We start from the raw sequence: 24,186 nt of genomic DNA on the forward strand, positions 1-24,186 counted from the left end.
CTCGGTCAGTCTTTTTCACGTTTTATTCGTCTAAACCAATGGATACGTATTTTGTTTCTAAATATGGCTCGATTCCTTCGATGCCGCCTTCCCGGCCAATTCCGCTCTCTTTCATACCGCCGAACGGTGCTTGAACAGCCGATGGCCCCCCATCATTCCAGCCAATAATCCCGTAATCAAGATTCTCTGAGATATAGAGCCCATTCCGGTAATTCTCTGTAAAGAAATAAGCCGCCAGTCCAAAAGGTGTATCGTTGGCTAATTGAATCGCCTCATCTAATGTTTGAAACGTCGTTATCGGCGCCACTGGACCAAACGTCTCTTCATGCATAATGTTCATGGAAGGATCGACATGCGTGAGAACCGTCGGCTGAACAAAATAATACGACTTCTCATCGTCAAAATGCGTATCGCCGCCAACAAGGACTTTCGCCCCTTTATCCACCGCATCTTGAATTTGGTTGACAATTTTATCAAAGCCGCGCTTATTGATAATTGGACCGATTGATGTACCTTCTTCAAAGCCATTTCCGACTTTCAGCTTTTCTACTTCTTTGCTGAAGCCTTGCGCAAATGCTTCATGAATTTCTTCGTGTACGATTAAACGGTTGGCACAGACACAGGTCTGTCCTGCATTACGAAACTTAGATGCAACTGCCTGTTTCACAGCCAATTCAAGATTCGCATCCTTGTCCACGATGAGCGGGGCATGACCGCCAAGCTCCATCGATACGTGTTTGACTGTGCTGGCACTGTTTTTAATAAGATGCTTTCCGACTGGTGTTGAGCCTGTAAAGGTGATCTTGCGAATCAATGGACTATCTGTAAAGATTTCACCCACTTCTTTTCCATCTCCGACGACCCATTGAAGAGCATCCTCTGGAATTCCAGCTTCATGGCCTAATTTCACAAGCTCAATGGCCGTAAGCGGCGTGTCTTCAGCAGGTTTCACAATAAACGTACAGCCTGCCGCAAGCGCTGGAGCTGCCTTTCTCGTAATCATGGCCGCAGGGAAATTCCACGGTGTAATCGCAGCGACAGGACCAACTGGCTGCTTTGTAACGAAAAGACGTTTGTTTGTCGTATGAGACGGGATGGTTCTGCCGTAGATACGCTTTGCTTCCTCTGCGTACCATTCTATATATCCAGCTGCATAGACGATTTCTCCTAATGCTTCTTGATACGGCTTCCCGTTTTCTTCTGTGATGATTTTGGCAAGCCTTTCTTTATGTTCGATCATCAAATCAAACCACTTGCGAATGATGTTTGCACGTTCATGGGCTGACGTTTTTGCCCATGTTTTGAATGCTTTGTGTGAGCGAGAGATCGCGTCTTCGATCTGTTCTTTTGTATGCTGAGCAACTGAGGCAATTTCTTCTCCTGTTGCAGGATTATACACTTTGAGTTCGTTTGTCATGCGCTACCTTCTCCTTCGTTCTTGGATTCATTACATATAGTATATACCCAATGAGTGCCCAACCTAAAAGCAAAATCCATTCAGCTGGCCATGATAAGGAAGCCGGCATCCCCGGAAAATAAAATGAAAGAAAAAGAAAACTCAGTCCAATGGCTAAGACGCCAGTCGTCCGCCAATATCTAATGCGGTATGGACGCTCTAGTTCAGGTTCTTTTTTGCGGAGTTTCATAAAGGCGATGGACACAATTAAGTACCCGACAATAATGCCCACGCCGCCTGCATTCACAATCCAGACAAGGGCAGGACGGCCTAGTAGCGGAGCAAAAAAGGCCAATGCCCCTAAAAATAAAATAGCATTTGTCGGTGTTTTATACTTTGGGTGAATATACGCAAACCATTTGGAAATCATGCCTCTTTCCGCCATTGCGTATAAAATACGGCTTGCACCAATGATAAAAGCATTCCAGCTTGTCACAATCCCTGCTACCCCGCCAATCACAAGCACTGTCCCAAACGCCTGATGACCGAGAAGCTGTACCATGGCATCTGCTGTCGCCAATGAAGAAGCTTCAAGCTGACCTTTGGACATCCCAGCAGCTACACCAAAGACAATGAGCAGATAAAAAACAACCGCACTCACGATGGAGATAATTAAGATTCTCCCGATGATTTTCTTCGGTGCATTGATCTCTGCCGCCACTTGCGGAATGACATCAAATCCAACGAATAAAAAGGGAATCATCACTAAAACGGCCATAAGACCGCCAACCCCGCCTTGAAACATCGGCTCAAGGTTTGCAAAATCTCCATTGAATGTCGCGCCGCCTAAAAGGAGAAACCCTGTTAGGATAATCGCCACTGTGAACACCGACTGAAAAATGGCAGCTGGCTTTGCACCAATATAGTTCAGTGCTGTTAAAAATAACGCACCGAGAGATCCAATCAATACCCAAGTGAAATAGACGTCCCATCCCCCTATATTCCATAGAAAGCCAACATGCTGTGTTGGAATGACATAGTCAATGACTGTCGGAAGTGCGACAGCTTCAAACGTAATCACGGACACATAACCGAACAATACACCCCATGCGGAGACAAAAGCAGATTTCATCCCAAATGCCCGCTGGACAAAGACGAGCCCTCCGCCTGTCTCTGGAATTGCAGACGATAGCTCGGCATACGTGAGTCCAATAAAAATGACGAGAATGCCCCCTATGACAAAAGCGATCACGCTTCCTAAAAATCCAGCTGTTAAAATCCAATCTCCCGAAAGTACAACCCAGCCCCAGCCAAGCATTGCACCAATGGACAAAAACAGTACGTCTGACTGAGACATCGTTTTGGCCATTTCTTGTTTGTGCATACAACCATCCCCCTTTGTTGTTTAGCGTGCGTTGAAGGCGTCCTCGATAATCCCTAGTCCTTCATGCAGCAGTTCATCTGTGATGACAAGCGGCGTTAAAAAGCGAATAATATTCCCATTAATCCCTGCCGTTAATAAGAGTAGTCCGTGCTTGTTTGCATAGGCTGCAATCGCGGCTGCTCTTTTCTTATCTGGTGTACGCGTTGTTTGATCTTCCACCATTTCAATCGCTGCCATTGCCCCTAACCGGCGGACTTCCCCAATGAATGAGTACTTTGTTCTCCACTCATTCGCTTTGTCCTCAATGACTTGTCCAATGTGTTCAGATCGTTGATTCAATTGTTCTGTTTCAATAATATCAAGAACGGCTAATGCTGCCACACAGCCTAACGGACTTCCAGCATACGTTCCCCCTAGCTCCCCTGGGTCCGCTGCATCAAGCAATTCTTTTCTGCCAACGACACCGCTCAGTGGTAAGCCGGCTGCAAGTGATTTTGACACAGTGATTAAGTCTGGCACAACATCAAAGTGCTCAATTGCAAAGTATTTTCCTGTTCTCGCAAATCCTGTTTGAATCTCATCTGCGACAAATACGATCCCGTGCTGCTGACAGAATGAAGCGACGTGCTGTACAAAACGCTTCGATGGTACAATGAATCCGCCCTCCCCTTGGACTGGCTCCATCACCACACAAGCGACTGTTTCTGGTGCAACCGTTGCGATAAAGAATTGATTGAATTGATCAATGATGAAGTCGTCATAGGCTGCATCACTTAACCCTTCAGGTTTTTGATAGTAATAAGGATACGGTGCTTGATACACCTCTGATGCAAATGGTCCGAAACCAAATTTATAAGGCTTGACCTTGCTTGTCATGCTCATCGTCATATTCGTTCTGCCGTGGAAGCCTCTTGTAAACGAGACAACAGCCTGTCTTTTCGTATATTTACGGGCAATTTTCACCGCGTTTTCAACCGCTTCTGCACCTGAATTTAAGAAAATGGCTTTTTTGTCGTGGTCGCCTGGTGTGAGGTGGCATAGTTTTTCTGCCAATTCGATATAGGATTCGTACATCATGACGTTAAATCCTGGGTGAATCAGGCTGTCTGCCTGTGCCTTGACGGCTTCCACAACCTTTGGATGTGAGTGTCCTACATTTAACGTACCGATAGCGCCTGCAAAATCAATAAAACGATTGCCGTCGATATCGAAAAGCTCGGCGCCTTTCCCTTTTGCTGCAAGATGACGGTTGCCGTTACTTACGCCCCTTGCGACGTATTGATCTCTTTTTCCCTGCCATTCCTCTGTTGAAAAGCGATTTGTTGTCGTTTGACTCATTGTCATCCATCCCCTTTATGTCTTTTTTATTATTCTGAATATTTTTTGGTATGATAGAAAGTACCAATATCATTTTTTTGATGGTACCAGAGAGGATGAAATGACGACATGCTGACAATTCAACTAGATCAAACAGGAGAAAACGGATATATTTATCATCAAATCTATACAAAAATTAAAGATGAAATTTTAAATAGAAATCTTCAGCCTCACGATCAATTACCCTCTAAACGAGAGTTAGCCGATACATTAAAAGTCAGCGTTAATTCGGTGAATGGCGCATATCAGCAGCTGCTTGCCGAAGGATATTTATATTCGGTTGAGCGGAAAGGTTTTTTTGTGGAATCACTAGAAACGTTTCATGAATCAGGTCAGTTGAAACCCTCTTCCCTTCCAGCGGATTTAAAGGAAGAACCTATTGCGCGAGACGACTGGTATTCTTTTTCACATATTTCTGTTGATACAGCCAATTTTCCATTTAAAAGCTGGCTGAAAAGTGAACAAAAGGCGATTCATCTCCACCATGAAGCGTTTGGTGAGCTTCCGCATCCACAAGGCGTTTATGAGCTGCGGGAAACGATTGCCCGGCTGATTGGACTTGCGCGAGGGGTCAAATGCTATCCTGAACAGCTCATTTTAAGTGCAGGTACACAATCACTGATTCATTCGTTATCAAGCATTCTTCCGGCCGATCAAATATATGGATTAGAAAACCCCGGCTACCGCAGACTGTATCAAATGCTCAAAAACAATCACCACCGAATTGAAACGATTGGCATTGATCAAAAAGGTGTGCGGATGAGCGATATTCACCAAAAACAGCCGAATGTCTTAATCATTACCCCTTCACATCAGTTCCCAACAGGGGTGATCATGCCGATTTCCAGGCGGATTCAGCTGTTAAACTGGGCGGCTGATCAGCAAGACCGTTATATCATTGAGGATGATTATGATAGTGAATTTAAGTATGGCACAGACAGCATACCCGCGCTACAAAGTCTTGATCGATATGACAAAGTCATTTATATGGGGACTTTTTCGAAATCATTGCTGCCCGGTTTGCGGCTAAGCTACATGGTGCTGCCGCAGCATTTATTGAGACGCTATAAGGAAGAGCAGCACTTTTTCATTCAAACGGCCAACCTTTTTACACAATACACCCTTCTTCATTTTATAAAAGATGGAGCGTATCAGCGTCATATTAAGAGAATGAATGGATTATATGAAGAAAAAAGAAAGCAGCTCATCGGAGAGCTCGACACTGTCTTTGGTGACAACGTACAAATTATTGGGGAAAATGCAGGGCTACATTTTATCGCAGAGTTCCGCTCAGATCGAACGCAGCATGAGATTTTACAGCGTGCCAAAGAAAGAAAGCTGCAAATGTACGGGATGGACCGTTTTACTCTCGATGAGCATGTACCCGGTCATCAAGAAGGCTTTGTCCCGCTTGTCCTCGGCTTCTCTCATATGCGGCCAGAGGATATTGAACCTGCGGTGAAACGCCTGTATGAGTCGATTTATGGGACATAAAACAGCCTATGTAGATGGGTCGTGACACTCCTTTGATGGGGTATACCGATAAAGGAGTGTTACGATCACATTCTTTCATAAACGTAATAGTTAATGTGAATATTTTTCTCCAGCAATTTCACGAGCGTTTGAAGGCTTTTTAAGTTGGTTGGCATTAATGCAATACCATCTCCCTGTTCAACGATCTTGATCATTCCTTCAAACGAATCTAGCTCAAATAGAGTACGATCACCTAGCATACGCGTGGCCTCATGTCTTAATGGGCAAAGCTGATCACGATTTACGACCAATGAAATATGATCATCGTATATATCTTTTGATTTTCCATATAAGTTCAATGCTATGCTCTTGACCTCTTTTAATTGATATTCCGCTTTTTCAATTTGATTAAAAGAAATGATTTGATCATAAATATCCTCTGTTAGCTTTTTGTTGATCGTACTCGATGAGGCAATGATAAAATCAGTGAATTGAATATCCTCTAGAACATGTTGCTCGTATAAGACGTTAAATAGAATTTCAGAGCATAAAATGTTCTTTTTCTTTGAAGTCAATTTTTGTTGAATGGCCTTCGTTTCTTTTATGACTTTTTGAGCGTATTGATAAAATAAATCCCCCTGTCCTGTTGAACTGATTCCATCATGATGCCTGATAAAAAATGTTGAGTCATATAACGTTTCAAGCGATTTGATTCTTTGAGATATATTGGATTGAGCATACCCTAAAGCTTTAGCCGCTTGATTAATCGATTCTTTTTGATACACCTCTATGAAAATAATCAAATCATTTATATTCATCATGATCACCTATCACTTTTTGTGATAACAATAACACAAATATGTATTATTCAGAAGATTTGAAGTCGCTTATGATGGCTATTGAAAGGGAGTGTTTCGATGCATGCCATGCAATATCATATTGATCTGCCTGCAGATTATGATATGAATATCATTAGAAGAAGAGTGATGGACAATGGATGGAAAACAGATGGATATAAGGATTTATTATTTAAGGCTTATTTGATCACTGAAAAAGACAAACATAGGAGTTTACACAATGGCTATTGCCCATTGTATATTTGGAAACAAGCTAAGGGCATGACTGATTTTGTGTTTAAGGGGTCTTTTGATCATATTTTACGTTCTTTTGGCTGGAAACAAATCCATATTGGTATCACGTATTCCGTCCATTTCACGCATGATTTTAATTGTAGCAAATACGTTCTTGAAGAATATGTGACGATTCATCCTACCGATTGCCTTGAAACCCTAGATATCTCTCATCTCTTTTCTCATTTTAACGACACTAAGGGAGAAGTCATCGTATATAACCCTGATAAATGGAAGCTCGTAAAATATTCTTTTTTGGACTCATTACCAGAGAATATAGACAAGAAGGTCCACACATATGAAATTGTCCATTTGTCTATCGATCATTCATTGGCATAACTCGTTTTGAACGAGGCGGATCAAAAATCCCCAAGGCGTTGTTACCTTGGGATTTTTCATTTGCTGATGCAAGACTCTCTTACCACCGCTCTTGGCCTACAGCTAAAACGGATGACAAGAGGCCTGGAAAAGCGGTATCAATGTTGTCCTTTCTGAGAGAATAGTAACGGTGCTTCCCGTCAATTCTCACTTTCACGATGCCTGCCTCTCTTAGCACTTTGAAGTGATGGGAAAGCGTGGATTTTGCAATGTTCATTTTATACGCACCGCAAGTCCTTTCACCCGCTTCTGCTAAGCAGCGGACAATTTCCAGCCGAACAGGGTCAGCCAATGCTTGCAGCACAGAAATGAGTCTCATGTTTTCTTGGGTTGGATGATTTGGATTATTCATACGATAAATGTATCGTATTTTGTTCTAACATACAATCTCGTTACTCGCCTATGACAAAGAAGACAAAGGGCTAAAATAAAGTTCATTTTAGCCCTTTGTCAACAATCGGATACATGTCATTGAGACATGTATTTTTTTAAGTTCATTTTCTTGTCATGTGCCATTGGTTTTGTTATCATAGCAAAAGTGACCACTCGGTTTCCATTGTGACCATATGGTTTTGCCGATTCGGAAAGGACTTATGAAGATGAACGAAAAGCAAGAAGAGATTTTGCGGGTATCGAAGAAATTATTTTCTCAAAAAGGCTATATGAGTGTCTCCATGCAGTCAATTGCTGATGCCTGTAAAATATCAAAAGCGTCTATTTATAAACTGTTTGATTCAAAGGAAGCTCTTCTATTGGAACTGATTAAATACAATCAGCGCAAAATGAGAGAGATTTCTCAGATCATTCATTCCGAAACGACGCTGTCCAAAAAGGAAAAATTCACAAAAAAGATTAAGCTTGAGCTTGAAGAGTTTAAAGAGAATCATAAATTTTTGAATATGCTGTCCTTTGAAGCTTTTTCACAACATTCGCCCATCGTCATTAAGCATTTACGTGAGACACGCTCCATTATCATGCAGCGGCACAGAGACATCATTTTAAGCACATATGGTGAATCTGTTGCGCCTTATGTGTGGGATCTTGTGATTGTCCTCAACGGATTAATGAGAGAATTCATCTTGATGTTGGCGATTGAGCACAAGAACATCCAATTAGAAAATGCCGCCGAAATGATCATCGGTGTAATGGACCGTGTATCAATAAAGCCTTGCTCCATTGAGCCTGTATTAACAGATCAGCTGATGGACTCTTATTTGCTTTCCACACAGGAAGAATATGATGAAGAAAAGCTTATCATCTCGTACTTAACAAAGATGAAACAAGAGCTTCATACACTATCAAACGGAGAAGAAAAGGACGATCTCCTCTCTGCGTTTGAGCTGCTAAGTCAAGAGCTGTCAAAGGACCAACCGAGAAACTTTTTAATCCGCTCATTGCTTGATTATTTAGGCAAAAACAGCGTTTTATCACATAGCGTGTCACAGCTGAAAAGCATTATTTTATAGATAAAGAAGGGATAACATGAACCAATCAACAACATCGTATAATCGACCTGTGATTGTTGGGATTTTCCTCGTTGGGGCATTCGTCGCAATACTTAACCAAACACTGCTCATTCCAGCGATCCCGCATATCATGCAGGAATTCAATATTGATGTCAGCAAAGGTCAATGGCTCACAACAGCCTTTATGCTGACAAACGGGATTCTCATCCCCATTACGGCTTTCTTAATTGAGAAATTTTCAAGCCGTTCTTTAGTTTTAACGGCGCTTAGCATTTTTACAGCAGGTACAATCCTTGCTTCGTTCGCCACGAACTTCCCGGTGCTTCTTGCAGCACGTATTGTGCAGGCAGCCGGTGCAGGGATTTTATTGCCGCTCATGCAAACGATCTTTTTAACCATTTTCCCAAAAGAAAAACGCGGGCAGGCCATGGGTATGGTCGGACTTGTGATTTCATTCGCACCGGCGCTTGGACCAACACTGGGCGGCTGGATTATCGATTCCTTTAGCTGGAAGTTCTTATTCTATATTGTTCTTCCAATCGGTATCCTTGATCTCATTCTTGCTTTCTTCTTAATGAAAAATGTCACACAGCAAAGAGACACTCGTATCGATGTCTTATCGGTCATCCTGTCTTCCTTCGGATTTGGCGGGCTGCTGTACGGATTTTCTAGTGTCGGAACGTATGGCTGGACGAGTGCGACCGTTCTGATTTCACTCATTGTCGGCGCTGTGAGCTTGTTCTTCTTTATCCTGCGTCAGTCGAATTTGAAAAGACCGATGCTTGAGTTTGGCGTCTTTAAGTTTGCGATCTTCAGCTTAACGACTTTCCTCGGTATGCTTGTCTTTGCTTTACTGATTGGAACAGAGACGATTCTGCCGCTCTATACGCAGAATGTCAGAGGGTTATCTGCCCTTGATACAGGGCTGATCTTATTGCCAGGGGCTCTCTTTATGGGATTCCTATCACCGATTATCGGACGAATTTTTGATAAAGTCGGCGGTAAAGGGCTGGCTCTAGGTGGGTTTACGATATTAGCTGTCACTTCCCTGCCATTTATGATGCTGAGCCTTGATTCATCAATTGCCCTCATTACCGTGGCCTACACGCTTCGCTTAATTGGGGTTGGCATGATCATGATGCCGCTGACAACAGCCGGGATTAACTCTTTACCACCGCACCTGATTCCGCACGGGACAGCGATGAATAATACGATGAGACAAATGGGCGGCTCTATCGGGACGGCTGTGCTTGTCTCCATTATGAGCAGCTCTGCTGCAAATGCAGCATTATCCGATCCAATGAAGTCAGCCGTGCATGGCATGAATACATCATTTATCGTGTCTGGTGCTATTGCGGTCATTGGACTTGTCCTCTCGTTCTTCTTAAAAGAAAAACGTGAAAACAAAATGATGAAGCAGGAGCTATCTTCTTCCTCCTCTTCTTCATAAAGACAAAGAGCTCGGCATATCGCCGGCTTTTTTTTCATATATACACTTAAATCGTCCTCTCCAAAAATACATTTGTTTTTACAGAGAAGAAAAACCTTGATAATTTAAAGAAAAGAGTTGATAATAGAAACTATTCAATTTGTGAGAAAATTTTTACTATAGGAGATGTATGCATTGAAGGTCGTTAAATTTGGTGGCAGTTCTCTTGCTTCTGGCAAGCAGCTGCAAAAGGTATTTGACATTGTCACAGCAGATCCAGCTCGAAAAGCAGTCGTTGTTTCCGCACCAGGAAAACGGCATTCAACGGATACGAAGGTCACCGATCTATTAATTAGCTGTGGTGAACAATATTTACGTTTGGGTGAAGCACATGATTTACAGGAAGCCGTCATCGAGCGGTATGCGTCGATTGCGGATGAGCTGGGGTTAGGTCATGATATTATTGATACCATCCGCCGCGATGTAGACGCCTTATTACAGGCTGATTCGGCTCATCCTGAACGTTATCTTGATGCGATTAAAGCAAGCGGTGAAGATAATAACGCAAAGCTGATTGCAGCGTATTTTCAGCATCAAGGTGTCGAAGCACACTATGTGAATCCGAAAGAAGCCGGTCTATTTGTAAGCGATGAACCTGGTCAAGCGCAAGTCCTTCCAGAATCGTATGATCATTTGTACAAATTAAGAGAACGCTCTGGCATCATTGTGTTTCCTGGATTTTTCGGTTTTAGTCTAGCGGGTGATATCGTCACTTTTTCCCGCAGTGGATCAGACATTACTGGTTCCATCTTGGCAAACGGACTGAAGGCAGATGTGTATGAAAACTTTACGGATGTGGATGCCGTCTACGCTGTCAATCCAACGATCGTTCATGAGCCAAAGGAAATTACAGAGCTGACGTATCGTGAAATGCGTGAACTGTCCTATGCGGGTTTTTCTGTATTTCATGATGAAGCACTCATTCCAGCCTTTCGGGCAGGCATTCCTGTTCAGATTAAAAACACCAATAACCCATCTGCAAAAGGCACGAAAATTGTGAATCAACGGGATCATACGAATGGCCCTGTTGTGGGAATCGCCTCAGACAAGGGATTTTGCAGCATTTATATCAGCAAGTATTTAATGAACCGAGAAGTCGGTTTTGGACGTAAGGTGCTGCAAACGTTAGAGGAATATGGACTTACTTATGAACACGTTCCTTCAGGCATTGATGATATGACCATTATCTTAAGACAGGATCAGCTTGAGGAGCAGCATATTGAACAAGAGCTTTTAGACCGCTTGAAGCTCGTGCTTGAAGCCGATGAAGTCGTTTTAGAACGCAATCTCTCCCTGATTATGGTCGTAGGAGAAGCGATGCGTCATAATGTTGGTACAACAGCAAGAGCGGCTCAAGCACTGTCAAAAGCGAAAGTGAATATTGAAATGATCAATCAAGGCTCTTCAGAGGTGAGCATGATGTTTGGCGTCAAAGCGGCTCAAGAAAAAGAAGCCGTTCAAGCCTTGTATGAGGAATTTTTCTCTATGTCGACTGTGCCTGTCTCCATTTAATTAGCAGACTGTCAGATCTCCGGATCGGCAGTCTTTTTGTTCTCGCGCGATTCGAACTGATTTGCGCATTAAAGTATATCTATTTCTCGTTTGATTTTGTATGATAGAAACAAATCAACTATTGTTCCGGCCTTTGATCGGAGCTACAAGGAGTCCTAATCCATGCCTCGTCAACAACTATTAAAACAGTTTCGCAATTTTCATGATGCTTCTACAAGTATTTTAAACATGATGAGCCAATTCATTGATGTGAATACACTGTTTATTGCTAAAAATGATCAAACCACCAATCAAATGGTGAAGGTGCTGAATCATGACGAGCAGCTTCTTGAAGAGGGAGAAACACTGCCTTACGAGAAGACATTTTGCAAGCTGGCGGTCGATCATCAGGATACACTCGTCATCCCTGATATTCGATTGGATGAGCGCTCTAAATACTTAGAGGTAACCAATCGGCTCCAAAGCGGCTCATTTATTGGGGTACCGATTGATTTTACAGATGGGACGAACTATGGAACAATCTGTGGACTTGATTTAAGACCGAAGCAGTTTACAGAGGAGCATGTTCATATGTTTGAAACGATGGCCTCTCTATTGAGTTATGTCCTGGAACTTGATCGAGCCAATCGGCAGATTCAGCAATTGTCTGTACCGATTGTTCCAGTTGTTGACGGTGTCGCCGTGCTTCCTCTTCTTGGAGATATCGAGGAAACACGTGCTCAGCATATTTTAGAGACCATTTTACAGGAAAGCTACAGGCTGTCGCTCTCTCATTTGGTCATTGATGTATCGGGAACAAAACGGCTAAATGAACAAAGCATTCAATATTTGGTCAGCTACGCACAAACGTTAAGACTTTTAGGCATTTCAGCTGTTTTAACCGGCATTAAGCAAGACCTTGCGCTTAGTGCGATTCAGTCGAATATTTCATTTAAAGACATCACCATTCGCAAAGATTTACCGCAGGCGCTTGCCCACATCGGCTTGACGTTTTCAAAAACAGAATGAATGATGATACACCAAAAAGGGCTAAACTCGGATTAGCCCTTTTTCTTCTTTTCAGCGTGATAGAAAACCCTTGAAACGAGCACTGGAGCGGAGCGAATTTGACATTCGTCAGCACCGAATACGAGGGTTTGTCTGGTTAAACCCGAGATTAGCCCTTTTCCTGTGGAAGCGGCAAACGGATGATAAATGTCGTTCCCTTATGTTTCTCACTTTTTAAATCAATATGTCCGTCATGCAAGTCCACAAGCTGCTTCACGATGGACAGGCCAAGTCCGTATTCTCCATAAGGCGTATTCGTTCTCGAAATATCCGCTTTATAAAAACGTTCCCATATGTGTTTGACTTCTTCTGGCGCAATGCCAATGCCCGTGTCTTCCACTTCAATGATCGTTTCCCCATCGCCTTGCTTCCCTCTTAAGAAAATAAGGCCGCCCTCTGTAAATTGAATGGCGTTCTTTGTGATATTCACTAAAATTTGGATGAGCCGGTCATAATCTGCATATACCTTTTGCTCAGGATCAACGTTTACAATCAGCTGATTGTTTTTCTCTTCTGCGATTCGGTTGAGCTGCTCTTTGATCACTTCAAACGTATCAATGAGTGGATAGTGAAATTTTTGAAGGGTAATTTGATTCGATCTAATTTTCTCATAATCCATATTTTCATTGACGAGGCGCAGCATTCGTTTTGTCTCGTCTGTAATTAATGCATAGCATTTCTCTTTCTCTTCTGCGGGCACACCATCCGCTGTGTTCAGCCATTCGACCAATCCTCGAATGGTGGTCAGCGGTGTTTTTAATTCGTGCGACACATCCGCGATAAATTGTCGTCTCCGTTTTTCGAGCCGGTCAATTTCCTCTCTTGATTGTTGAAGGCGTTTGGCCATCATATTGAAATCCTCACTAAGTGTACCGATTTCATCGAAGTGTTTGTTTTCAAGGTTGATGTTGTAATCGCCTTGCGCAATCTTCTCCGTTGCCTCTCTCAATTTTTTGATCCGGTTCACGTGAAATTTAGACAGAAACAGACTGAGAATAAAGGTAATCGTCAGTGCCACAAACACGATGATATACAGATAACGATTCATCTGAGCAATCAGTTCTTCCGCTCCTTGGATTGGGGCAATGAGAACGACCCCGCCCTTCAGCTTTCCGTCCTCCATGACAGGAAGTGCCACAAGGGAAGCTTCTTGATCAAGACGGCGTGAATCACTCCGCTTTACAATGATTTGCTCTCCTTTGGAAAGCTTGGCCCATAAATCTTTTGTCAGCAAAGCTTCATGCGGCGGCATCCCTTGCTGCTGAGACAAAACATCCCCATTCTCATCAAACACGAAAAAGCGAATTTGTCTTGTCGAGAGAATATCTTCAAATGGACGAAGACGGAAGTTCATCTCGGTTTTAGGAAGCTGTTTATAATTCTCCAAGATTTCATTCCCATACGAGCTCATTTCATCTACCCTGTTTTGATAGGCAATATCCTTCACAAAATGAGACAAAAGGGTGCTGATAATAATGATGGCAATGAGCAATAACCCAAGGTGACTAATCAGCAGCTGGTAAAAATATTTAATCTTCATCGAACTTATACCCTACACCCCATACTGTATACAAAAAGGGCTTAGGCCCGTCCCCAATTTTTTGGCGAAGCCGTTTAATATGAACGTCAACTGTTCGTTCATCTCCATAAAATTGATATCCCCAAATTTGTTCCAGCAATTGTTCCCGTGAAAACACTTGCCGAGGATGCTGAATAAAAAAGCACAGCAGATCGTATTCTTTTGGCGTCAAATTCTCAATCCGCTTCCCTTCGAGAAAAACTTCTCTCGTTTTCTTATCCAACTGAAAATGTGCGGTCACCAGTCGTTCATCCTCTTTTGCTTCTTCTTGAACGGATGTATGAGCAAAGCGCCTTTTCACCGCTTTGATTCTTGCCATTAAGGTCAGAGGACTAAAAGGTTTCGTCACATAATCATCTGCTCCAAGATCAAAGCCAAGTACCTGATCAGATTCGGTTTCCTTTGCTGTCAGCATGATAATGGGAACATCACTGATCTTGCGCACCTTTTGACAAATGGTAAGACCATCCATAGAAGGGAGCATGACATCTAGGATGAGCAGATCCCAATCCTCCTCTTGCTTAAACCGATTCAATCCTTCTAGTCCATCATGGACGAATTCCACTTGAAATCCTTCTCGTTGAAAAAACATATCTGTCATTGTACAAACACTCTGGTTATCTTCAATCATTAATATTTTCATCATCAGCCTCCGCTGTTGCTTTTGTTTTTCTTTATGTAACCTTATTTTACATGTTCCTTCTTAAATCTCAATCGGATTGATACGATTTCATGAACTTATCATGCTTTGGTCATATTTTTTTCATACTTTTTGAAGGAGTTGAAATTTTGGGGAATCACATTGTTCTTTTTTAATATAGTAGAATGGAAAAATGAAGGAATTGTAGAGGATAGTCTAAGATGAGGACAGTGTCATTTACGTTCTTTGAGATGAAGAAGTCTCCCATGTAGTAAAAGAATGAAATGACACGCTTCCTGATCGTTATAAATGGTATATATAAAACAGTTTGGAACTGGACATGCATATCGAGGGCGGTGTGCCCTAAAGAAGCTATTTGTGATTTTCTATAAGGCACCCCATTTCGATGCGAATTTCCTTTTTCTTTATATCTTCATTTGAATAAGAGTTGACATTGAATCCAATCAGTTGAAAGCCATTTTTCAAATAAAACTGGATAGCTGGAAAATTGGATGATTGGGTTTCTAATACAATCATTCTAACTCTCAATTCACGAGCTCGTTTTTGTGCCATTTTAATGAGAGTGCTGCCAATACCTTTTCTTTTAAATTGTTTATCCACATATAAATCATGAATGAGTAATGTATTATTCCATTTCATGTATTGAATGACTATAATTCCAGTTTCTTCACCGTTCATCTCTGACACGTAAACCTCTGAACCCTCTTTATATGGATCAAAAATCTCCTCTTTTAGATTTTTTTTAACTGGAGCTTCAAATACTTCTTCTGTAAGGGAAATGTTCCAACCATTGTGACTGGTTTCCATATGAATTTCATAGTATTTTTCAGATGTATATTGATAATATACTTGTTTTCCTTTAGGATAATTTTTTTGATAGATACGACGAATAGTTAACATTTCATTCTCCCTTCATTTCAATGATTTAAATCTTTTAAACGTACTACTAAATTCGTCGATTTGCGATTTGATACCTTTAAAAATACACCTAAAAGATAAAATAGAATAGGGTCGTTTTTATATGTGATTGTTGTAGATCAAGATCAATTGTTCACCTGACGAAGAGAAGATCTTCTTTGACGTCATAGAGTGTATTCACTCTTATGAAGAATAAAGACATTTAAAAAGCTCATCTCCAAGGGACGGGACTGACCCCCGTTTTTGAGACAGGGATCAAAACACCTTTACGAAACAGCCAGTTGCCGATAGTTTATCGGTGATTGGTTGTTTAGTTTCGTTTGAATACGAATGTTGTTATAATAATAAATGTATTCTTTGACAGTGCGTTCTACGATGGTGTTCGTAGTTCGATCAATCCTGTTAAGATAGAACGTTTCAGACTTTAGTGAGGAATGAAACGATTCGATGGAGGCATTATCAGCGGGCGTCCCTTTACGGGACATGCTCATGGTAATGCCTTTCTTATGAACAGCTTTCTGATACTCGTAAGATGTATACACAGAACCTTGGTCGCTATGTAACACGCAGTTCTCAGGCAGTGATGGGAGCTGATTAAGTGTGTTTAAGATAAAGTCTGTGTCCTGCTTATCACCAATATTAAAAGCAATCACTTCTCCATTATATAAATCCAATATACTGGAAAGGTACAATTGTTTCTGTCCATAAGGCAAATACGTGATGTCCGTTACTAGTTTTTCAAGAGGGCGATCAGACTGAAAGTTCCGATCCAGTATATTACCAGCCACGGCATAGGGCTGTCCATTCTTCTTACGCTTTTTCATTTTAACTCGGCACTGCCACTGGTTTTTCTGCATGATACGTTGAACAGTTTTATGGTTAATACGCATGCTCATTTTTAGTATGGCGGTGATTTTTCGATAACCATATCGATACTTGTGCTCTCGGCACAACGTGCCGACCTGTTTCTCTAGTTGTCTTTTAGATGATTCTGAGTCAGATCCTTTTTCCATCTATAGTACGAAGTGCGTGAGATACCTAAATGGAAACAGATGTCCTGTATCGTCATCGTTTCGCACAATTCTTCTACCAGTTTGATTGACGTTTCCTTATCAACTTCCTTTCCAATTCGTTGTACTTTTTTAAAACTTCATTCTGTTGACTCAAATAGCGATTTTCTGCCTGAAGTCTCTCTAATTCGGAAGAGTACTCAGGACCCTTTCCATAGGTATATTGTTTTCCAACAGGCTGTTCAAACCGGTGTGTATCCCCAGCCTTATGCCACCTCACCCATGTCTGAACCTGCGTCTTATTCTTGATATTCAATTTTTGTATAATCTCTTTCATAGGTACGCCTGCCAATCTCATTTCTACAGCCTTCTGTTTGACTTCAACCGGATAACTCACTCTTGTCCCCATAGAAAAAACACCTCCATGTTTTATTTCGGATCACAACGATCCATTTTCAAACTTGAAGGTGTTTTTATTTGTCTCACTTTATGGGGTCAGTCCCGTCCCCCAAAGATGAGCTTTTTTCATATCACACGAGCAACTTCAGATAGGCAGCGTCATTCCCCTCTTCAACAGCCTGTAAAATCTGCTGCGCTTGTGATGCACCTGTGACACTGCTTACCTTTTTCAAAATGTCTTCTGTCGATAGCGCATGTCCTGGTGCTCCCCGCGGGATATCGACCCGTTTGCTGATGGTCGTGCCATCAAATAAGGTGAGTTTCACAATCGTAAAGCGTCCTTTTGGCACTGCGTCTGGATGGGGTTCTGTCGTTTGATCATACACTCTATTTACCCGCTTCATCCATGCCCGCATCTCTGGTGAAATGGCTTTTTTCGTAAAGGCATCCAGTGATAAAGGTTGTCCAAACACCGCTAGTGCGATGACGTATTCGACACTAAATCGTCCTTCTTCACCCGTCAAAGGTGTCCTCTCAATTAGCGCTGCATCTCCGCCTGGCGGGAATATGACATCTACTTGTTTCACCTGCTCCAGTGAGAAAGTATGCTCTTTTAATAAGGATAGGATTGCATCGGCAGCATGATGCGCCGCTGAACAGAACGGATACACTTTGAACCATAGGCCTGGCGAAACAATACGCCACGCCGCACCATAGCCCTCTAGCAAACGTCTTTCCGCTAGTTTCTGATCTCCATAGAGAGAAAAGAAGCCAAGCTCTCCATCCAGAACCGATTCACTCCCGCCAAAACCTGAACAAGCTAAATCCATGGACCATACGGCTGTTTTAGCGGCTAGGCCGGCTTGTAATGGCTTCATGTCAGTGCCAAATTGCTTGCGCATTCCTGCTGATTGCGCACCAGCAAAGCCGATCGCTTTCGCAAGCTCTTTCTGTGAAACTTGTTTCAAATGACCAATGGCACAGACTGCTGCAATGGCTCCGAGAGTCCCCGTATTGTGCCAGCCCCGCTCATAATGCGCCTTACCAATGGATTCCCCAAGCCTTGCCATCACTTCAACACCTGTGATGTAGGCACTTAAAAATCGGTCACCATATGCCTCCCCGTCTGTTAGCTGGGAAAGCAAGGCAGGGATGATGACCGCACTTGGATGTCCTCTCACATCTGAATGCACATCATCATAATCAAGGGCGTGAATCAGGTAGCCGTTTAGCATGGCTGCTGCTTGGCGGCTGACCTTTTTCCCTTGTCCAATGACGGGAATTTGAGCTGCTCCGCCTTCTTGTTCCACAAGTGCCATGAGCTTTTGAATTCCTTCATCCTCTTTCGCGGCAAGCGCTGCCGCCGCAGCATCTAATAGACCATTTCGAGCCATTTCTACCGCCCGCTGATCTTGAAGTGGATGAGCAGACAGTACAGACTCTGCCAATTGTTTGGTTAGTTCCATGATCGTGACTCCAATGCCCGAACTGCAAGCTCCGCAAAGAAAGCGGCGGCGACTGGAAGTGCGTCTTCATTTAACGTAAAGGCAGGGTGGTGCCACTCCTCTGTACCGCTTGTCCCCATCCATACAAAAAAGCCTGGAATGCGCTCCTGGTAAAGGGCAAAGTCTTCCCCGCCTGGTGACTGCTCTGCCTGAACGACTGTCAGATCAAGCGCACCAGCCGTTTCTTCTACAACCTTTGTCAGGCGTTCATCATTCATGACAGAAGGCAAATACGGATGCCATCTCACTTCTGCCTTTGCTCCAAACCCTTCGGCAATTCCACTGACGATTTGTTTCATGAGGTCTGGAATCATTGCTCTTACTTCCGGCTCAAACGTTCGCACGGTTCCTTCCATCTCGACACGATCAGGTATTACATTCCATGATGTGCCGCCTTGAATACGTGTGATACTGACAACCGCATGATGCAAAGAACTAATGCGGCGGCTGACAATTTGCTGAAGGGCGCTTGTGATCTGTCCGCTGATGGCAATCGGGTCGACCGTGTGATTTGGAATCCCCGCATGACCACCCGTTCCTTGAATATCAATTTCAAACCGATCGACACTCGCCATTAACGCCTTTTCTCTGATGCCAATGGTGCCGACTGGCAGATCGGGTTTATTGTGCATACCGAATATCGCATCCACACCATCTAAAACGCCTGCCTCTATGACGTGTTTGGCCCCTTGAGCGACTTCCTCAGCCGGCTGGAACAAAATGCGGACCGTTCCCTTTATTTCGTGCTTACGTTCGTTTAATAAGACCGCCGCACCAAAAATCGAAGCCGTATGAAAATCGTGACCGCATGCATGCATTTTTCCGGGTATCTTTGAAGAAAATGGTTCGCCAGATGCTTCGTTAATCGGAAGTGCATCAATATCCGCTCTAAGGACAATCGTTGGCCCCTCTTGTTCTCCTTTGATGTCGCAGACAACCCCTGTTTGAAGGGCAGGGATATTGAGAACCGTCATTCCTTCTTCTTCTAACCAGCGGCGCAGTTTTTTGGTCGTTTCATATTCTTCAAATGACAATTCTGGATGTTCATGAAGCGATCGGCGAATGTTCATCAAACGTTTGTTTAAGTCTTTCTTTTCGATTGATTTCACTGCATTTTCACCCCTTTTAAGAATAAAAAGCAGCTTATGCTTCTTCAGCCGCTGCTTCTTTTTGGATAAATCGTTTTGTTCGTTCATTCTTCGTTTCATCAAATAGCTCTGTTGGTGTCCCCTGCTCGATAATATGACCATCAGCCATAAAAATCACATGGTCCGCCACTTCTCTTGCAAACGCCATTTCGTGTGTCACGATGATCATGGTCGTTTCTTGAATGGCAATGGATTTAATGACTTGAAGCACGCCTGAGACGAGCTCTGGATCTAGGGCTGACGTCGGTTCATCCAGCAAAATGGCATGTGGATCGACCGCTAACGCACGGGCAATCCCAATCCGCTGCTGCTGGCCGCCAGATAACGTGACTGGGTAGCTGTCAGCTTTTTCTTCTAGACCTACCTGCTTTAATAGCTCCATACCGATCTCATTTGCCTGCTGTTTCGTCATTTTCTTCGTCACAAGCAGTGACTCTGTAATGTTTTGAAGAGCTGTTTTATTTTTGAATAAATTATAGTTTTGGAACACCATAGCTGTTTGTTGACGCAGGTGATGCGCTTCTTTGCGTGTATATTTGGCCGCATTCAGCTTTGCATCGCCAATTTCAATCATACCTTCATCTGGCGTCTCTAATAAATTTAAGCAGCGCAGCAATGTTGATTTACCGGAGCCAGAAGGTCCGATAATGGCCACAACCTGCCCTTTTTGTACATCGAGATTGATTCCGTCTAACACAACAAGATCGCCGAATGATTTTTTCAAATTGGTGAGCCTGATCATGTCCACACCTCCTTAATTCCGGTAAGGTTTGCTGATTTTTCGTTCAAATAGGTCTTGCAGGGAGCTATAAATAATGGTCAGCACCCAATACACAATCCCAACCGCTAAATACGTTTCAAAGTATTTATAGTTGGCTGATGCAATCATCTTCCCTTGTGCAAACATTTCTGCCACTCCAATGGTAAAGGCAAGAGATGTTTCTTTTAAAAGACCGATAAAGGTATTCCCCGTCGCTGGAATCGCATTTCTGACTGCCTGCGGGAAAATAATTCGCACGTAAGACTGCCATCTTGTCATGCCGACAGATAAGCAGGCTTCAAGCTGCCCTTCATCCACAGAGTTAAGTGCCGCTCTGAAAATTTCTGCTAAGTACGCTGAGTTTTTAATACTTAATCCGATAATGACCGCTGTTAAGGCATCCATTGAGGTCATCGCAGGGAATAGCTGCGGAAGACCAAAATAAATGAGAAAGAGCTGAACCAAAGTTGGAACCGCTCTGAAGAAAGAAATATACAGCTTGGCAAATTGGTATAGGACAGGTATCCGGTTCTTTGTAATGAGCGCGAATACCACACCAATGATAATGGCAAATACCATGGAGACAATCGCCATGAAGATCGTTATCGGCAAGTATTGAATCAAGGTCGGAAAAACCGTCACCATATACTGCCAATCAATGTGATTCATGTCTGCTGTTCACCGCCGCTGTCTTTATTTTTTAATTGGCACTGTCACATCGTCTTTGAAATATTTCTCAGACAATTTCTTAAGTGTCCCGTCTTCTCTTAATTCTTTGATCACTTTATTGAATTCTTCTCTTAGCTTGTCATGCTTTTTATCTTTGGCAAATGGGTAGCCCACTTCTTCATAAACAATTGGATTGCCTACGATTTTCAGTGGAAGACCTGTTTTTTCAATTTGAGCCAATAATACACTGCGTCCGTTGACGTACGCATCTACACGGCCATTTGCCACTTCATTTAATACGCCGTCTTGTGTTTCATATGTTTTGATCTTGATTTTCTTGTCTGGGTCTTTGCTCTCTAGATTTTTGGCATGGTTTGAGCCAAGAACAGCCGCAACTGTTTTTCCTTTTAAGTCGTCAAGCCCTTTAATGTCATTGTTGTCTTTTTTCACGATGATTTGAGTTCCTGCGTACGCATACGTATCTGTAAAGTTGAACGTTTGTTTACGCTCATCTGTGATCGCTACTTGGTTTGATACTGTATCCAGCTTACCAGATGTCAGCTGTCCCATCAGTCCGCTGAATTCACTCAGCTGCCAGTCTAGTTTGTAGCCTAGCTTTTTCGCAATAGCTTCTGTGACTTCGACATCAAACCCTACTAGTTTGCCGTTTTCTTTATAAGCGAATGGATAGCTTTGGCCTGTAGCGCCTACTTTCAGTACTTTATCGTCTTTGCCTTCACTCTGCTTGCCCCCGCCGCAAGCTGCTAACACCGCCAGCATTGCCGCAAATAAAACAACGAGCCACTTTTTGTTTTTCATGTTCGTAAACCCTTCTTTCCTTTTATGGTTGTGTAATATCTGATCTTAATTGTTTTTTGAAATAAATGGTGATATGACCTTTGCCTAAATCCTTTTCACCTGCTTTGACGTAGCCTTTGCGCTGATACATATCCATAAGCCACGGATGCTTATCAGCTGTACCGAGAGACACATACGGTACCTTCAGTGTATCCCTCAGCACTTCGGTTTCAACCCACTCAAGTAAAGCAGAGCCTGTCCCTTTTTTCGCCGATGGTTCTGAGGCAAACCACCAAATGTGTGGAACGCCGAACGGTCCTGGCTGTTCACCCCAAGGCATACGGAGTGATAAGGTGGAGAGAAGCTCTCCGTTTTCTTCCATTACATAGCAAAGGTTCTTTTGTACATTTTTCTGAACGAGAGCGAAATCTGCATGTGCTGCTTGGAACTGGATGCCGAGCTCACGAATCGGCTCGTAGGCTCTTGTTGTCAGTTCAAGCAGCGCCTCTATATCTTCCTCAGTTGCCAGACGAAACGTGTATCCCAACGTTAGTCACCTCACCCTTATGTCGTGTAACGATTTTTTGGCTGTTTTAATCCGAGATTTTCTCGTAAGGTTTGTCCTGTGTATTCTGTTTTGAACAAGCCTCTTTCCTGAAGGATCGGAACGACGCGATCTACGAATACATCGAGTCCTTCTGGCAATAATGGCGGCATGACGTTAAAGCCATCTGCTGCTTCCTCAGTGAGCCATGTTTCCATTACATCTGCCAGCTGTTCAGGTGTTCCAATGAAAATATGATGACCGCGAGAGCCGGCAACAGATTGGTAGAGCTGGCGAATGGTCAGGTTGTCCTTTCTCGCCATATTCATGACAAGATCAAAACGGCTTTTCACCGCATTGGACATGCTTGGATCAATCTCTGGAAGCGGCCCGTCTAATGGGTACTGCGTCAGATCAATTCCACCTAAATAGTTTTGTAAAATACTAAGGCCAATCTCTGGAACAATCAGCTCTTGTAATTCTTCATACTTTGCTTTTGCTTCTTCCTCTGTATCGGCAATGATTGGGAAGATGCCCGGCATGATGCTGACATCCTCTCTAGCACGTCCAGCTGCCTCTACTTTCCCCTTCAAGCTTTGATAAAATTCCTTCGCTTTGGCAAGATCGTTTTGTGCCGTAAAAATGAGCTCAGCCGTTTTAGCTGCGAGCTTTTGACCATCTTCGGAAGATCCTGCTTGAATGATCACCGGCTGCCCTTGCGGCGTACGTGATACGTTGAGCGGCCCTCGAACAGAGAAGAACTCACCTTTGTGATGCAACTCATGGAGCTTACTAGGATCAAAGAATTCTCCCGTTTCTTGGTTTCTCACAAGTGCGCCTTCTTCCCAAGAATCCCAAAGACCTTTAACGACATCTACGAATTCCTCTGCCCGCTCATATCGTTTGTGATGCGCTAAATGCTCTTCTCCGCTAAAATTTTTCGCTGTTTCTTCAATAGAAGATGTGACCACATTCCAAGCCGCTCTGCCGCTCGATAAATGATCGAGTGAAGCAAACTGTCTCGCAATATGGAATGGCTCACTGTATGTAGTCGATGCTGTTGCTGCTAAGCCGATTGTAGAGGTAGACTCTGCAATGGAAGAAAGCAGTGTGAGTGGTTCAAATCTTGTCAATACATTCGGATGAGAGGTATGATTAATGGATAAGCTGTCGGCTAAAAAGAGCAAATCCAGCTTTCCTTCCTCTGCCTTTTTCGCTAATTGTTTAAAGTAATCAAGATTCATGGCTGCGTCTGGTACTGCTTTCGGATGTCTCCAAGAGGCGACATGATGCCCAGTTCCTGCGATGAATACGCCTAGCTTGAGCTTCCGTTTTGGCTGTGACACTTGTTCTTCATCCTTTCTATATCTTCCTGTATCAAGCTGTTATTTTCACAAGATACATTTTTCTGATTGAATTAATCGGTTTTATCCATAAAAAAAGGGCAAATGTTGTGAAAAATGAAAAATAATTATTACTATATGCCCTTTTCACATGATTGTCAACCGCCTTCTAAACCTCCAAAAAAAGGGATTTACAGGCG

21 protein-coding genes and 1 pseudogene are annotated in these 24,186 nt (G+C 43.0%); 6 read left to right on the plus strand and 16 right to left on the minus strand.

What is annotated here, in order from left to right; genetic code table 11:
- Positions 1-22 precede the first annotated feature (22 nt).
- Genes BK049_RS06030 through gabT form a run of 3 tightly spaced genes read right to left on the minus strand, consistent with a single transcriptional unit; the run spans position 23 to position 4,118 of the window.
- Positions 23-1,417: an NAD-dependent succinate-semialdehyde dehydrogenase gene (locus tag BK049_RS06030; RefSeq protein WP_008357051.1), complete on the minus strand. Its 1,395-nt coding sequence runs from the start codon at positions 1,415-1,417 to the stop codon at positions 23-25.
- Complete coding sequence (locus tag BK049_RS06035; protein ID WP_071168078.1) at positions 1,392-2,780, minus strand: APC family permease; 1,389 nt, start codon at positions 2,778-2,780, stop codon at positions 1,392-1,394. The genes BK049_RS06030 and BK049_RS06035 overlap by 26 nt, the downstream gene beginning before the upstream one ends.
- A gap of 21 nt (positions 2,781-2,801) precedes the next feature.
- Complete coding sequence (gene gabT, locus BK049_RS06040) at positions 2,802-4,118, minus strand: 4-aminobutyrate--2-oxoglutarate transaminase (RefSeq protein ID WP_008357047.1); 1,317 nt, start codon at positions 4,116-4,118, stop codon at positions 2,802-2,804.
- Positions 4,119-4,226: 108 nt separating this feature from the next.
- Here gabT and gabR point away from each other — a divergent pair, with 108 nt between their 5' ends.
- Entirely contained in the window at positions 4,227-5,651 is a 1,425-nt protein-coding gene (gabR, locus tag BK049_RS06045; protein ID WP_008357046.1) for a MocR-like transcriptional regulator GabR, read from the plus strand.
- A gap of 65 nt (positions 5,652-5,716) precedes the next feature.
- Here gabR and BK049_RS06050 read toward each other — a convergent pair whose 3' ends face one another.
- Complete coding sequence (locus tag BK049_RS06050; protein ID WP_071168079.1) at positions 5,717-6,448, minus strand: LysR family transcriptional regulator; 732 nt, start codon at positions 6,446-6,448, stop codon at positions 5,717-5,719.
- Between the two features lie 99 nt (positions 6,449-6,547).
- On the opposite strand from BK049_RS06050, the gene BK049_RS06055 reads away from it, so the two are divergent.
- Entirely contained in the window at positions 6,548-7,099 is a 552-nt protein-coding gene (locus BK049_RS06055; RefSeq protein WP_071168080.1) for a DUF4865 family protein, read from the plus strand.
- A 79-nt stretch (positions 7,100-7,178) separates the two neighbouring features.
- On the opposite strand, the gene BK049_RS06060 is transcribed toward BK049_RS06055, so the two are convergent.
- Positions 7,179-7,490, minus strand: coding sequence for an ArsR/SmtB family transcription factor (locus BK049_RS06060; protein ID WP_008357033.1), 312 nt, complete (start codon positions 7,488-7,490; stop codon positions 7,179-7,181).
- 247 nt (positions 7,491-7,737) lie between these two features.
- Here BK049_RS06060 and BK049_RS06065 point away from each other — a divergent pair, with 247 nt between their 5' ends.
- The 4 genes from BK049_RS06065 (at position 7,738) to BK049_RS06080 (ending at position 12,613) form a co-directional block, all read left to right on the plus strand.
- Positions 7,738-8,604, plus strand: a complete 867-nt coding sequence (locus BK049_RS06065) for a TetR/AcrR family transcriptional regulator (protein WP_008357032.1) — start codon at positions 7,738-7,740, stop codon at positions 8,602-8,604.
- A gap of 16 nt (positions 8,605-8,620) precedes the next feature.
- A complete protein-coding gene (locus tag BK049_RS06070; RefSeq protein ID WP_008357031.1) occupies positions 8,621-10,054 on the plus strand; it encodes an MDR family MFS transporter in 1,434 nt (477 codons plus the stop codon).
- Positions 10,055-10,228: 174 nt separating this feature from the next.
- The gene (locus BK049_RS06075; RefSeq protein WP_008357030.1) at positions 10,229-11,605 is read left to right on the plus strand and encodes an aspartate kinase; all 1,377 of its coding nucleotides are present in this window, start codon (positions 10,229-10,231) and stop codon (positions 11,603-11,605) included.
- 162 nt (positions 11,606-11,767) lie between these two features.
- Positions 11,768-12,613 carry a GAF domain-containing protein gene (locus tag BK049_RS06080; protein WP_071168081.1) on the plus strand — a complete coding sequence of 282 codons (846 nt, stop codon included), beginning with the start codon at positions 11,768-11,770 and terminating at the stop codon, positions 12,611-12,613.
- Positions 12,614-12,761: 148 nt separating this feature from the next.
- Here the strand turns inward: BK049_RS06080 and BK049_RS06085 are convergent, their stop codons facing one another.
- The 11 genes and pseudogenes from BK049_RS06085 to BK049_RS06140 form a co-directional block, all read right to left on the minus strand.
- Positions 12,762-14,192, minus strand: coding sequence for a sensor histidine kinase (locus BK049_RS06085; protein WP_008357028.1), 1,431 nt, complete (start codon positions 14,190-14,192; stop codon positions 12,762-12,764).
- On the minus strand, positions 14,182-14,874 hold the full coding sequence (locus BK049_RS06090) for a response regulator transcription factor (RefSeq protein ID WP_008357026.1): 693 nt from the start codon (positions 14,872-14,874) through the stop codon (positions 14,182-14,184). The genes BK049_RS06085 and BK049_RS06090 overlap by 11 nt, the downstream gene beginning before the upstream one ends.
- 369 nt (positions 14,875-15,243) lie before the next feature.
- A complete protein-coding gene (locus BK049_RS06095) occupies positions 15,244-15,792 on the minus strand; it encodes a GNAT family N-acetyltransferase (protein ID WP_071168082.1) in 549 nt (182 codons plus the stop codon).
- Positions 15,793-16,076: 284 nt separating this feature from the next.
- A pseudogene (locus BK049_RS18785) lies at positions 16,077-17,229 on the minus strand (IS3 family transposase).
- Between the two features lie 121 nt (positions 17,230-17,350).
- Positions 17,351-18,685, minus strand: coding sequence for an MmgE/PrpD family protein (locus tag BK049_RS06110; protein WP_071168085.1), 1,335 nt, complete (start codon positions 18,683-18,685; stop codon positions 17,351-17,353).
- Entirely contained in the window at positions 18,676-19,794 is a 1,119-nt protein-coding gene (locus tag BK049_RS06115) for an amidohydrolase (RefSeq protein ID WP_167358869.1), read from the minus strand. Before BK049_RS06115 ends, BK049_RS06110 begins: the two co-directional genes overlap by 10 nt.
- Before the next feature lie 73 nt (positions 19,795-19,867).
- Complete coding sequence (locus BK049_RS06120) at positions 19,868-20,614, minus strand: amino acid ABC transporter ATP-binding protein (RefSeq protein WP_071168086.1); 747 nt, start codon at positions 20,612-20,614, stop codon at positions 19,868-19,870.
- A gap of 12 nt (positions 20,615-20,626) precedes the next feature.
- Positions 20,627-21,301, minus strand: coding sequence for an amino acid ABC transporter permease (locus BK049_RS06125; RefSeq protein WP_008357602.1), 675 nt, complete (start codon positions 21,299-21,301; stop codon positions 20,627-20,629).
- A gap of 24 nt (positions 21,302-21,325) precedes the next feature.
- Positions 21,326-22,120, minus strand: a complete 795-nt coding sequence (locus tag BK049_RS06130; RefSeq protein ID WP_008357604.1) for an amino acid ABC transporter substrate-binding protein — start codon at positions 22,118-22,120, stop codon at positions 21,326-21,328.
- A gap of 22 nt (positions 22,121-22,142) precedes the next feature.
- Positions 22,143-22,646, minus strand: coding sequence for a GNAT family N-acetyltransferase (locus BK049_RS06135; protein WP_071168087.1), 504 nt, complete (start codon positions 22,644-22,646; stop codon positions 22,143-22,145).
- A gap of 17 nt (positions 22,647-22,663) precedes the next feature.
- Positions 22,664-23,989, minus strand: a complete 1,326-nt coding sequence (locus BK049_RS06140) for an LLM class flavin-dependent oxidoreductase (protein ID WP_071168088.1) — start codon at positions 23,987-23,989, stop codon at positions 22,664-22,666.
- Between the last annotated feature and the right edge of the window lie 197 nt (positions 23,990-24,186).

This window comes from Bacillus xiamenensis, assembly GCF_001857925.1.
Lineage (GTDB): Bacteria > Bacillota > Bacilli > Bacillales > Bacillaceae > Bacillus > Bacillus xiamenensis.